This is a genomic window from Brevundimonas mediterranea (genome assembly GCF_014196125.1).
Lineage (GTDB): Bacteria > Pseudomonadota > Alphaproteobacteria > Caulobacterales > Caulobacteraceae > Brevundimonas > Brevundimonas mediterranea.
Map to the genome: position 1 here is coordinate 201948 of NZ_JACIDA010000002.1, position 13008 is coordinate 214955.

The window sequence follows — 13008 nt, forward strand, 5'->3', positions numbered from 1 at the left end:
CAGGTCCACCGGATCAGGGATTGGTGCGATAGGTCCAGCGCACGCTGTCGGTCAGTTCGCGACCGTCCACCTCGGTCACGGCATCGACGACATTCTCGCCGCTGGCCAGGTCGATATCCCAGACCGCCGCGTGATCCACGACGGGCACGGTCGCCCAATCCCCTCCGTTCAGGCGCAACCGGACCTGCGGCTGGTTGGAGAAGACCTTCACCTTCACGCGCGCGATCCGCTTGTTCACGTCGCGGCGGCTGGTGATGTGCAGCATCGGCACGTCGGACCAGTTGGCCTGGTACCAATAGTAGGCGTCCTTGAAGGTCCGCCGATCCTCGGTCACCAGGCCTTTGTCGTTGATCGCGGGGCGATCGCCTTCGTTGCGCTTGAACGAGGGGAAGTCGAAGCCCAGCCAGATGAAGTTCGACCACAGGTACGGGCGCGCGCCCAGCTCGCGCCAGTGCACCTCATGGAAGCTGGTCTGCCATTGTTCGGGATGCCAGTAGCCGTCGGCCACCGGACGACGCATCACCGGATCTTCCTGATGCAGGATGCTGGCGCCGGCGCCATATTCGCTGACCCCGATCGGGCGGTTGGGCATCCGCGCGTGGAGTTCGTCCGCCCACGGCCCGATATCCTTGGCCTCGGTCCAGTACCAGCCGAAGTAGCGGTTGTAGGAGACGGTGTCGCTGTGCTGGGCGATGGAGTCGTCATCATCGAGACAGCAGTGGGCGTAGGTCGTCGGCCGTCCCGGATCCAACGCCTTCGCGGTAGACTGCAGGGCGGCAAGCAGCCGGTTCGCCGCATCGCCCGACGTCCGCAACTCATTCCCGATGCCCCACAGCCCGACCGAGGGGTGGTTGTCAGTCTGGGCGATCAGCTCGCGCATCTGCTGGACCAGGTTCTCGCGGAAATGATCCGAGGGATCCATGTCGTCGATCAAGGGCACTTCGGTCGTCAGCAGGATGCCCAGCCGATCCGCTTCCTCATAGACGCGGGGCGGATGCTGCATGTGCGCCAGTCGAAGGGCGGTCACGCCCATGTCGGCCATGATCTTCATGTCCTCGTCGATCTCGGCGTCCGTAACGATCGGTCCCTTGCCGAAGCGTGTGGGCATCTGGATATTGGCGCCATAGAGGGCATAGGGCTGTCCGTTCAGGGTGAACTGGCCCTGGGCGTTCAGCCCGACGGTCCGCACGCCAAGAAGCGCCTGCGCGCTGTCGATGGGCTGACCGTCGACCAGAATTTCGGTCTTCACCTGATAGAGATAGGGCGAGCGGCGCCCCTCCCACAGTTTTGGCTCGGCGAGCCGAAGGGTTTGTTCGACGGCTTGGCCCCGTCCCGCCTCCAGCGTCGTGGGCGTCCGGCTTTCCGCGACCGTTGCACCATCGGCGTCGATAATCCGCGTCACCACCTCGAACTGCGCTGAAGACCGCCGATCGTTCTTCACCAGGACACGCGCCGCGATGTCCGCCTGACCGTCGGCCAACGACGCCGTGCGCACATGCAGGCCCGGACCGGCGTGATCCAACAGATCAATGTGGAGGTCCGGCGCTTCGATCAGCTTCACCTCCCGGTAAAGACCGCCGAAGATGTTGAAGTCTCCGTTGAGCGGCGCATAGCGGGTGTTGCGGGCGTTATCGACCCGCACGGCAAGCAGGTTCCGACCGGCCCGCAGAGCGTCCGTCACGTCATAGCGAAAGGCGGCGTAACCGCCCTCGTGCGTGCCGATCGCACGCCCGTTCAGGAAGATGTCGGCCTTCAGCGTCGCCCCGCCGAAATGCAGATAATAGCGTTTGCCTGGCTCCGGCGCGTGATCCAGAGATAGGCGGTACCAAGCCGGCCCGCGATAATAGACGCCTTCCGGTTCGCCCCGGGCCTTGGCCCCGCCGATCCCCGAGTCCGCCGCATTATAGGTGTGAGGCACGACTACCGACGACCAGGCCGCATCGTCGAAACGCGGAGCCTGGGCGCCCTGAACATCCTCGCGAACGAAGCGCCAGCCCTCGACCAACGCCGTCTCTTCGGCCGAGAGCGCCGTGCCGGCGGCCAGCGCCCAGACGGCGCCGCCAATGATCAGTCGATGCCGCAGGGCGCGGGGTGAAATGGGCTTCATGTCGTCCTCCTCGCGCCCGCTTTCGGGGCGTCGTTGTTCGTCATCAGGCCAGGCGGCTGACGGCGGTCGTCTGGATGTCGCGGCTGCGCACGACGCGCACAGCGGCGCGCGGCGCGAGGCTGGATCGCAGGCCGTCGAGGATCGCCCCCTGCACATTGTCCAGAACCACGGCGGGCCTTGCGTCAGGCTGGTCGACCGCGAAGCTCACGTCCTTGACGCTGATGTTGCGGGCGTGCCGGACGTAGAGACCGTGCGCCGGGAAGGTCCCCATGAAACTCGGCTCCAGCGAGGAGGTGCGCCGCTCGGGGATGTCCCGCACCGCATCCGCCCGTGTGCCGCCGCCCACCGAGCGGACGTGAATGTCGGAGAAGCTGACATCCTCAATGATCCCGTCGGGCAGACCGACGACGCCGCTGGCGTAGGGTCCGGGCGCACCGGAGACATTGATGTTGGAGAACCGCACGCGCCGCACCTGCGACAGTCCCGTTCCGGCAGGCGCCCGATTACGGGCCGACAGGCGCACGAAGATCGGGTGATTGACCGGATTGCGCAGGATGATGTTTGCGAAGGTCACGTCCTCCAGCACGCCGCCGTCGATCGCGCCCATTTGCAGGCCGCGCGTGTTCTCGCAAATGCAGTCCGACACCAGGATGTTGCGGAAACCGGCGACCGAATCCGTGCCCAGCTTGATGCGGCCCAGAACCCCGACCTCGTCCACCGACATATAGGGCGAGGGTTGATAGGTGCCGTCCACCACCGTGCCCAACAGATAGCCGCTGGTCTTGCAGCCCATGACGGTCACGTCCTCGCACAGGCGCGGCTCCTTGAGCGCCATGCTGCTCTTGAGAACAATGGCGTCGTCCTTGGGCGCATTGACGGTGCAGCTGGTGACCCGCACGTCGCGACAGCAGTCGATGTCGATGCCGTCCCGGTCGGTATCCACCGTCAGGCCGTCGATCCGCACATTGGTCGAGCCCAGGACATAGCAGGCGAAATGCCCGCCCTGCAGGATGGTGAAATCGCGCAGCAGGACGTTGCGGCAGCCCGTCAGGCCGATGCCTTTGTTGCCACGCCCTTCATAAGCCATCTCGCGCGGGATGGCCCGGCGCGCCTGATCCGGCGTCAGGCCCTGCTCGGCCGGCGAACGATAGCCGGCCATGCCGTGCCAGCGTGGCGTGGGGCCTTCACGGTCAAGGCCCAGACCGTGGATCAGGCCCTTGCCGATGATCGCGATGTCGTTGACGTTGTCGCCATAGATCAGGCTGTTGTGGAAATGGCTGACGCCATAGTCCTGATACTGTTCTTCGTAGACATTCTCGGGCAGGTCGTACCGCCCGGCATGTTTGCGCGGGTCGGCGGCCTCGATCACCGAGCCATTCATCAGCAGCAGAGTGATGTAGCTCTTCAGCCGGATGGAGAAGCACAGATAGTGGCCCGGCGGCACGATGACCGTGCCGCCCCCCTTGGCTGACGCCGCCTCGATGGCGCGATTGAAGGCGCCGGAATCAATGGCGATGCCGTCACCCACAGCGCCAAAGTCACGGACATCGTAAAAGCCGGCCAGCGACCCCGACGCGCGGACCAGTGTGGGGCTCATCGCCATGGCCGCGCCCAGTCCCAGCGTTATGAACCGCCGACTGAACTCCGCCTTTTCGCCGACCGCGCCGTCCGCCATGCTTCCTGTCCCCGTCTCTTATCGCTGGGGCGCATGTTGTATGATGTATTATATTGAATCAACCCTCGGCCCGGATGAACAGGGCTCAGGAGATGGGCCGCGCCAAGGTGTCGCGGGTGATCTCGGCGACGGATTTTGTCCCCGTCAGGGTCATGGCGACCCGCATCTCGGCGGCGATCAGATCCAGCAGCCGGGTCACGCCCGCCTCCCCACCCGCCGCCAAGGCGTAGATGTAGGCCCGACCCAGCAACACACCCTTTGCGCCCAACGCCAGCATCCTCACGACGTCCAGCCCCGTCCGCACCCCGCCGTCCACCAGCACGGTCAGGTCCTGACCCACGGCGTCCGCAATCGGCGGAAGCGCCTGGGCCGTGGACAGGGCGCCGTCCAATTGCCGCCCGCCATGGTTCGACACCACCAGGCCATCCGCGCCGAACCGCACGGCGTCGCGGGCATCAGCTGGATCGAGGACCCCCTTGATGATGATCTCGCCCTTCCAGAGGTCGCGAATCCATTCCAGATCGGACCAGCTGATCGACGGATCGAAGTTGGCGCCCAGCCAGCCTATATAGTCCTGCAAGCCTGTCGCCTGGCCGCGGTAGGCGGAGATGTTTCCCAGATCGTGCGGGCGTCCCATCAAGCCCACATCGCAGGCCCAACGGGGCCTGAAGGCCGCCTGGACCATCCGCCGCGTCCCCGACCACGGACCGCTCATGCCCGAATGGGGATCGCGATAGCGCGACCCCGGCACCGGCATATCGACGGTGAAGACCAGCTTGGTGACGCCCAGCGCCATCGCGCGTTCCAGAGCGTCGCGCATGAAGGCGCGGTCCTTGAGCACATAGAGCTGGAACCACACTGGCCGCCCGCCCCCCTCGACGACCTCGGCCGCCGAACAGACGCTGACGGTCGACAGGATGTAGGGAATGTTCGCCGTGCGCGCCGCGCGCGCCACCTGAACCTCGCCGCGTCGCGCCGCCATGCCGCCCAGACCGATCGGAGCCAGGGCCACCGGCATCGCGGTCTTCTCGCCGAAGAGCTCGGTCTCCAGGCTCAGGCTGGACACATCGCGCAGCACACGCTGGCGCAAGGCGATGCCGGCCAGATCGTCGACATTGTCCTGCAGCGTCTTTTCCGCGAAGGCGCCGCCGTCGATGTAATCGAACAGGAAGCGGGGCAACCGTCTGCGGGCCGCCTTACGGAAGTCCGACGTCGAAGCGATGATCATGGGGTTTCTCTCGGGCGTCGCGCTTCGTCCAGCCTGATGGTCAGGTCGGCATAGGCGGGCATGTCGGACAGGATATGACGGGTCAGGCGCTCATAGTGCTGAACGAAGATCGCGATCTCGGCGTCGCTCATCCCCCGCCCGCCGGCGCGAAGGCGCAGGGCGTGTTCCTGCTCCAGACGCCACCGCTCCACCACGCCGAACTCGGGCGCGGCGAGCAGCACCAGCCGATCCAGGCGCCCGAACAAGTCGGCGTAGGCCCCGGCAAGCGCAGCGTTGGCGTGACGCCGCCAGACACCCTCCGCATCACTGTCGCGTTCCAGTCCGTTGATCGGATCGTTCAAGGCGGCGACGTCCTGCGCGCGCGCGCCGATGCACCACCCCTCGAAGATCAGCACATCGACCGGCCCCTCCATCACGGGCCATTCTGCTCGAGGTACAGGATCGTCGATCCCCTTGTCGAAGCGCGGCAGGGTGACCCCGCGCCCCGTCCTCACCGCATCCAGAAGCGCGACGCCCAGGGCGACGTCATGTGTGCCGGGCACGCCGCGCGTCTTGAACAGCGGATGCACCGCGCGCGCCAGATCAGCGCGACGGGCGCGCGACAGATAGAGATCGTCCAGCGACAGGACCGCGGTTCTTATCCCTCGCCCGTTCAGGCGCTCGGCCAAGGCGTCCGACAGCGTCGATTTGCCAGACCCCTGAGCGCCGCAGATCCCGAGGACCAAGGGCTGTGATCCGCGCCAGCCGTCCAGCGCCTGTTCGACCCTCTCAAGCGACCCGGTCAAGCGGAGCGTCTCCGTTAAAGAAGCGGTCCAGATTGTCTGCGACCCGCATGCCCATGGCGGTGCGCGTCTCCTGGGTGGCGCTGCCCAGGTGTGGCAACAGGACGGCGTTCGGAGCGGCCAGCAAGGCCGCGCTGAGGTTCGGTTCGCCCTGGAAGACATCCAGACCAGCCGCCGCGATCGCGCCCTCCGCCAACGCCTGCGCCAGGTCGTGCTCGTTCACCACCGACCCGCGCGCCGTATTGATCAAGATCGCGCTTGGCTTCATCCGCTTCAGCAGAGCGGCGTCGATCATATGGTGGGTTTCAGGCCCGCCAGGCGTATGCAGCGACAGCACGTCCGCCGCACCCGCCAGTCCGTCCAGGGCGCCATGATAGACGGCGCCGTCTTCGTCAGCGGCGCGTTTGCGGCTGTGATAGGCGATCTTCATTCCCAGCGCCGCCCTGGCGCGCATCGCCGTCGCCCGGGCGATCCGGCCGTAGCCGACCAGGCCGAGCGTCTTGCCCGCCAGCGACTGGCCCAGCAGATGCGTGGGTCGCCATCCGGTCCATCGCCCCGCCCGCAGCTCACGTTCGCCCTCGCCCGCCCGTCGGCTGGCCATCATCATCAACAGGATCGCCAGATCGGCGGTGGCGTCCGTCAGCACGTCGGGCGTGTTGGTGACCACGACGCCCGCCGCCTTCGCCGCCTCAAGGTCGATATGCTCATACCCCGCGCCATAGTTGGCCAGGATCCGAACGCGGGCGTCAGCCGTCGCCAGAACGGCGGCGGGCACGCGGTCGGACACGGTTGGGCAAAGGGCGTCGTAGTCACGCATCGCCGCCTGAAGCTGTTCGATCGTCAGGGGCGTGTCGCTGATGTTCAACGTCACGTCGTAGCGCGCCGAAAGTCGCGCCTCGACCGCCTCGGGCCAGCGTCGGCTGATCAGAATCCTGGGCTTCATCGGCGCGCTCAGATCAGAGCCCGACGGGCCAGGTTGCGCATCAGGTCCCCGGCGCCGAAGGTCCAGGGCTCGCACTGATCCGTCGGCCGCACGCGGTTCACCAGCGCCCCGAGCTCGTCGCAGGCGATCCGCACGACGTCATTGATCGCATGGGTGAAGCCCTTGCCCTTTTCGTAGCGATCCTCGACCGGAGCGAACAAGGTGCCCAGGAACAGCACCAGTCCATCGGGATAGCGATGGTGGGCGTTGATCGCCTGACCGACCAGATCGGCAGGCTCGCGACTGATCTCGCTCAGCGAGGAACGACCCTGCATGACGAACCCGTCCTCTCCCGTCACCGTCAGCGAAATCTCCAGCCGCCCGACTGTCGCCAGATCGAAGCCTTCGTCAAACAACCGAACGAAGGGCCCCACTGCTGCCGCCGCATTGTTGTCCTTGGCCTTGCCCAACAGCAGGGCCGAACGCCCTTCGACATCGCGCAGATTGACGTCGTTGCCCAGGGCCGCTCCCACGATCCGCCCGGTGGACGACACCACCAGCACGACTTCGGGTTCGGGGTTGTTCCAGGTCGACGCCGGGTGAACGCCGACATCCGCGCCGGCGCCCACGCTCGACATCGGTTGGCCCTTGGTGAAGATCTCGGCGTCCGGTCCGATGCCCACCTCAAGATACTGGCTCCAGGCCCCTGCCGCGATCAGGGTCTGTTTCAGCGCGGCGGCCTCCGGCGATCCGGGTTTGAGCCTGCGTAGATCGTCGCCGACCAGTTCGCGGATGCTGTCGCGGAACCCGGCGGCGGCGCTCAGGTCGCCGCGCGCCTTTTCTTCAATGACCCGCTCCAGCATGGAGGTGACGAAGGTCACGCCCGCCGCCGTCACCGCCTGAAGATCGATCGGCGACAAGAGCCAGGGCCGTGAAGGCTCGCGCGTCTCCGGCGCGGTGTTGGCCAGGACATCGGACAAGGCGCCGACATCCTCGCCGGACGCCGCGCGCAGGGCCGTCGCAGGCTCCTGCGCCTCGCACAAATCTCGCGCTGTCGGGAAGAGGGGCGTCACATCGGTGAGCCGGTCCTTATCCACGCGAACAATGATCGGCCCTCCTGCCTTGGGAGACCACACGCGCCCGAACAGCAGAGCCTTCGGGTCGGCGGGAAGGATATCGGCGGGTGCGAGACGCATATCAGTTCCGATCAGCGACGGTTGAATACGGGCGCGCGCTTTTCGGCGAAGGCCGCACGGCCTTCCTGCGCATCCTCGGTGGCGAAGCAGATGGTTTGCAGGTCGCGTTCGTATTCGACAGCCTTCTCGTAAGGCATGGCGTGAGCCGCCTTCAGGTTCAGCTTGGCGGTTTCAGCGGCGATGGGCGCGCGCGAAGCGATGATGTGCGCGATCTCGCGGGCGCGAGCGACCAACTCGCCAGGCTCCACCACCTCGGTCACAAGACCCCAGCTCCGCGCGGTCTCCGCATCAATCACGTCGCCGGTCAGGATCATCATCGCGGCGTTGGACGCGCCGATCGAATGGGCCAGCCCCGCCGCCATGCCGCCGCCGCCGATCCAGCCCAGCTTGATTTCCGGGGCTGCGAACCTGGCGTTGGTGGAGGAGATGCGGATGTCGCAGCTCATCGCAGTTTCCAGCCCGCCGCCCAGAGCATAGCCGTTGACCGCCGCGATGGTGGGCTTGCGGCACAACCGCACCGCATCGCAGTAGTCGCCGCGATTACGGAACTGCCAGGGCGTCTTGTACTGGTCCAGCGTCTTGATGTCGGACCCGGCGCAGAAGGCCTTTTCCCCTGCGCCGGTGATGACGACGCAACGGATCGTGTCGGAGGCGTCGCACTCGGCGATCGCCGCCTCGATGGCCTTGGCCATGTCGGGCGTGACGGCGTTCAGCTTGTGCGGCCGGTTCAGGGTGATGACGGCGACATGGCCGTCCACCTCGAACAGCAGTTCGTTGTCTTCGCTCATATCATCCGTCCTCAGGTTTCCGCGCCCGCCGGGCGATGGCGTTCGAACAGGGTTTGCAGGTCTTCCAACACCGGATCGGCTGCCTCTGCAGCGTCCAGTCCGTCGCGAATCCGTCGCGAGGCCGCCGTCTGGAAGGCGATCGCGCCGTCATATCGCGGTCTCAGGCTTGCGCCTTCCAAGGTGGCGAAGGTGTCGGCGTAGAAGTCGCCCCAGCGGGCGTTCACGCCCTCATCGCGCCATGCGCTCTTCAGCGAGGGCTGACCTTCGTGGTCGGGTATGAAGCCCGCCTGCGCCTCAGCTGACATCAACCAGCGGAGATGATCGAGCAGCTGAGGCGTCACCGTGCATCGTTTCGACACGCCAATCCCTGTGCCGCCAAGGATCGAACCCACCGGGCCGTTTTCATGGACACGCGGCGCATCCGCAAACCCAAGCGCCCCGCCAGGCGCATAGTTCACATAGCCGTAGACGAGGGGGCACACCGCCACGTCATCGTGGGCGCTCATATGCTCCAGAATGCCGATCGGGTTCAGGTCCCGCAGCGCCTTCGGACTGTTCGCCGCAAGCCGCGACAGCAACGCCCAGGCCTCACGTCCGGCCGACCGCGCGACGAAGGTCTCACCGTCCGCCGCCGGTCTTGCGCCAAACGCGGCGCAGATCGACTGAAAGCTCAGGGCGGCATGCGGGCCCGACAGAGACAGCGCCACCACACCCGTATCGGACAGGCTCGCCACCTGATTCCATGTCGTCGGCGCCCGATCCATCGCCGTGCGCCGCCAGGCCATCACCTGGGTTGCGGCGTCCAGGGGCAGCGCCCAATGACGACCGGCATAGTGATAGCTGGACAGGCTGCGGCCCATCACCGCGCCCCGCCAGGCCTCCAGTTCTTCCGCCTCGAACAAGTCTTCCAGAGGTACAAGGCAATCCGCCGCCACCGCCTCTCCGACATGCGGATGATCCAGCACGACCAGATCATACAGGTCGCACTGTTCGCGGATCGGCCGTTCCTCGAACCCCTCCAGCGAATGCCTGTCCCAGGTCAGGGAAAAGCCGTCACGCGCCGGATACACGCCTTGAGCCGCCGCCTCCAGCGCACGATAGCCCCGCGGATGATCCCAGGTCAGGCCGCGATAGGCAGGCGTCGTCATCTCGCCCGCACCACGCCGGAGGCGATCAGCGCCTCGATAGACGCGGCATCCCGGCCGGTTTCCTTCAGGATCTCGCGCGTGTGTTCACCGACCAATGGCGCGCCCCGATCGATGACGGACGGCGTCTTGGAAAATCTGATCGGGAAGCCCGGCGTCTTCACTCGCCCTTCGGTCGGATGGTCATACTCAACGAAGGTGGCGTTGTGCTTGATCTGGGCGTCTTCAACCAGATCGGCATAACCATAGACCGGACCGCACCAGATATCGGCCTCACGGAACAGCGCCAGCCATTGATCGGTGGGCCGCGTCTTCAGTCGCGCCTTTGTGCGGGCGAAGATTTCGTCGCGGTGCGCCCAGGCGTCGGTGGTGTCGTTCAGGCCATCGAAGAAGGGCTCTTCGATCAGCGGACCCAGCTTCTGCAACGACGCCATGGCCACCGTGATGTAGCCGTCCAACGTCTCGAACACGCCGTAGGGCGCGCGAATATAGCTGTGGGCGTGCGGCTCCGCCGACCGGGTCTGCGGCACGCCGCCGACGGTGAAGACCGACAGTTCCTGCATCTGGATGGTGGTGATGGCGTCCAGCATATTCACCTGGACCAGTTGCCCCTCGCCGGTTCGTTCGCGATGGAACAGGGCCGCCAGCGCGCCTTCGAAAGCGGTATAGGCGGTGATGGCGTCGACCAGGTACTGGCCGGCGGCCTGCGGCGGCACGTCCGACGATCCCGATGACATCATCGCGCCGGACATGGCCTGCAGCAGCAGGTCCTGCCCTGGATAGTTCTTGTAGGGCCCATCCTCGCCGTAGCCGGACATCGAGACATAGATCAGCTTGGGATTGATCTGCGACAGGGTCTCGTAATCGACCCCCAGACGCGCCGCGACGCCGGGCCTGTAGTTCTGAAGGAAGACATCCGCCGTCTTCACCATCTCCAGCAACAGGGCCTTGCCCTCCGGCGCCTTCAGATCGACGGCCAGCGACCGTTTGTTCCGGTTCAGCGACAGGAAGGAGACGTTGATCTCATTGCCGTTCGCGCCGCCGGCCGAGGCGTGACGCTGCCACTCGCCGGTGATTGGTTCGACCTTGATGACGTCGGCGCCCATGTCGCCCATACGCTGAGCCGCGAAGGGCCCAGCCATGGCGATCGAACAGTCGAGGACGCGGATTCCGCTCAGGATTCCCATTGGATTCAGTTCCTGTCGATCAAGACATCACCCATCCGCCGTTCACGTGCAGCGTCTGTCCGGTGATGAAGCCCGCCTCGTCGGCGGCGAAAAAGGCGATGGCGTGGGCGATGTCGCCGACATGGCCCCGGCGCTTGACCGCCTGGCTTTCGAGAACGCGTTTGACGTACCCTTCCGGGTCCGGATGGATCGCCTCGGCGTCGGTGGGAAAGGCGCCCGGAGCGATGGCGTTGACCGTGACGCCGTAAGGCCCGAACTCCCGCGCCCAGGCCCGCGTCAGACCGATCAGCGCCGCCTTGGACGCCACATAGGGCGACAGGTTCGCCCACTCCCCCGAAACCGTGATGCTGGAAATATTGATGATCCGGCCGAAGCCTTTGGCGCGCATGCCCGGCAGCGCTTCCTGCACCGCCACAATGGCCGCATCGACGTTGATCCTCTGGACGCTCTGGTGGTCCTCGACCGTGTAGTCCTCGAAGGCCTTGGACGGATAGATGGCGGCGTTGTTGATCACCACGTCGAACCCGCCGACCTCGGCCAGCCTCGCCCTCAACGCCGCGCGGAAACCTTCAAGATCGGACAGGTCCGCCGTCGAAACCACCAGACGTCCGCACCCCACCGAACCCGCGGCCTGTTCCAGCGCCGTGACCTTGGCCGGATCATTGTCGACGGCCACGACCGTCGCGCCGCGCTCCATCAGCTTCAGGGTCGTCTGCAAGCCCAGACCGCCGGCCGCGCCTGTATAGAGAACGACCTTTCCCTCCAGATCCTGAACGGCCCCCATCTCAGCGACCTCCAATGGGCGGATAGACGCCGGACGGCGCCGGATATTCGTCCTCGGGCTGAAGCGCCACGCCCTCTATCCGACGCACGGCGTCCGTCACCGCGTCGCCGTTCGGCAGGATGCGGAAGACGCTATCGTAGCGCCGCTCCTCCCCATGCTCGAGCTGGATCAGTTCGCCGCGATCACGGGCGAAATCCTTGCCCTGCACGTGATTGGTCGAAGGCTCGAGCCCCAGGGCGTAGTGGCCCGCGTGCAGATTTTGCCATTCATACATGGCCGGGAACTGGGACTTGAGCGTCTCGACCTCAAAACCGAAACCGAGGGCCTCGTTGACCAGGGCGACGTTGACGCGGTCGTTCGCGTCCGCCGCCATCTCATGCTGCCAGACCTGTTCATGGAAGTTCAGGATCGGCGCCGGCAGCGTCCGGTATCCGGCGCCCTGTCTGCGATAGTCAGCGCCGTCGTGGGACGCCCAGACCACATCGCGGATCGGCGCCACATAGCGCGAGCCTTCCGACAGCACCGGATAGCCGACATTGATGTGGTAACAATACATGTGGGGCGTGCGGTAAAAGCCGTGATTGACCACCCGGTCGTGCAGACGGATTTCGTCGGTCCCGACCTTGGCCTCGATCCGTCGGATCAGATGCAGATCCTCGCCGAACACCGTCGACTGCTGCACCACGCCCTCGGCCCACAGCACGCAGTCTTCGCCCTCCCAGCGTTCGCCGTAGCCGGTCAGTCTCGCGGGAATTGTACCGATCCGACCATGCAGAGATGAACTGACGGTCTTCCTCGGGCCGTAGACATAATGGTCTGCCGGATCGTCGTGCATGAACAGGACATGGTCCAGTCCGCACGTCACCATCAGACCCGAGAAGGACCGAAACCAACCCAGTCCTCCCTCGCCTTCATACTCATGCAGCCCGGGATGCCGGAACCCCGATGGGGAATGCCATCCCACCGCCCGGCCGCTATGGTCGCACTCTGCGATATCCATCGCCCGGTCGATCAGCACCGTGAAGCGCAAGCCCGTCCCGGTCCGAAACTCAAGCTGGCGCACCCCGCGCTCGACACCGTCGCCCAGCGTCATCAGCCGCACGCCGGCGAACTGCGACAGCGAACCCGTGCGCTCGGCCAGCGCCCGGCGGGTCATGGTCTGTCCGTATAGGTTCGCCACGTCTTGCCTCCCTG

At 65.8% G+C, this 13008-nt stretch carries 11 protein-coding genes; all 11 read right to left on the bottom strand.

Annotation, left to right across the window (positions count from 1 at the left end):
• Positions 1-13: 13 nt before the first annotated feature.
• The 11 genes from GGR11_RS09895 to GGR11_RS09945 all read right to left on the bottom strand — a co-directional run bounded on the left by GGR11_RS09895 (position 14) and on the right by GGR11_RS09945 (position 12970).
• On the bottom strand, positions 14-2107 hold the full coding sequence (locus tag GGR11_RS09895; protein ID WP_183196591.1) for a glycoside hydrolase family 2 protein: 2094 nt from the start codon (positions 2105-2107) through the stop codon (positions 14-16).
• A gap of 43 nt (positions 2108-2150) precedes the next feature.
• Entirely contained in the window at positions 2151-3782 is a 1632-nt protein-coding gene (locus GGR11_RS09900; RefSeq protein ID WP_183196592.1) for a rhamnogalacturonidase, read from the bottom strand.
• Between the two features lie 85 nt (positions 3783-3867).
• Positions 3868-5010, bottom strand: a complete 1143-nt coding sequence (lldD, locus tag GGR11_RS09905) for an FMN-dependent L-lactate dehydrogenase LldD (RefSeq protein ID WP_183196593.1) — start codon at positions 5008-5010, stop codon at positions 3868-3870.
• Entirely contained in the window at positions 5007-5795 is a 789-nt protein-coding gene (locus tag GGR11_RS09910; protein WP_183196594.1) for a kinase, read from the bottom strand. The genes lldD and GGR11_RS09910 overlap by 4 nt, the downstream gene beginning before the upstream one ends.
• Positions 5779-6735: a 2-hydroxyacid dehydrogenase gene (locus tag GGR11_RS09915; RefSeq protein ID WP_183196595.1), complete on the bottom strand. Its 957-nt coding sequence runs from the start codon at positions 6733-6735 to the stop codon at positions 5779-5781. Before GGR11_RS09915 ends, GGR11_RS09910 begins: the two co-directional genes overlap by 17 nt.
• Before the next feature lie 8 nt (positions 6736-6743).
• The gene (locus GGR11_RS09920) at positions 6744-7910 is read right to left on the bottom strand and encodes a fumarylacetoacetate hydrolase family protein (RefSeq protein WP_183196597.1); all 1167 of its coding nucleotides are present in this window, start codon (positions 7908-7910) and stop codon (positions 6744-6746) included.
• A gap of 11 nt (positions 7911-7921) precedes the next feature.
• Entirely contained in the window at positions 7922-8698 is a 777-nt protein-coding gene (locus tag GGR11_RS09925; RefSeq protein WP_183196599.1) for an enoyl-CoA hydratase/isomerase family protein, read from the bottom strand.
• An 11-nt stretch (positions 8699-8709) separates the two neighbouring features.
• Positions 8710-9846 (bottom strand): ABC transporter substrate-binding protein, encoded by a 1137-nt coding sequence (locus tag GGR11_RS09930; RefSeq protein ID WP_183196601.1) that lies wholly within the window; start codon positions 9844-9846, stop codon positions 8710-8712.
• The gene (locus tag GGR11_RS09935; protein WP_183196603.1) at positions 9843-11030 is read right to left on the bottom strand and encodes a CaiB/BaiF CoA transferase family protein; all 1188 of its coding nucleotides are present in this window, start codon (positions 11028-11030) and stop codon (positions 9843-9845) included. Before GGR11_RS09935 ends, GGR11_RS09930 begins: the two co-directional genes overlap by 4 nt.
• Before the next feature lie 19 nt (positions 11031-11049).
• Positions 11050-11814, bottom strand: a complete 765-nt coding sequence (locus GGR11_RS09940) for an SDR family NAD(P)-dependent oxidoreductase (protein WP_183196605.1) — start codon at positions 11812-11814, stop codon at positions 11050-11052.
• Position 11815: 1 nt separating this feature from the next.
• On the bottom strand, positions 11816-12970 hold the full coding sequence (locus tag GGR11_RS09945; protein WP_221205241.1) for an aldose 1-epimerase family protein: 1155 nt from the start codon (positions 12968-12970) through the stop codon (positions 11816-11818).
• Positions 12971-13008: the final 38 nt, after the last annotated feature.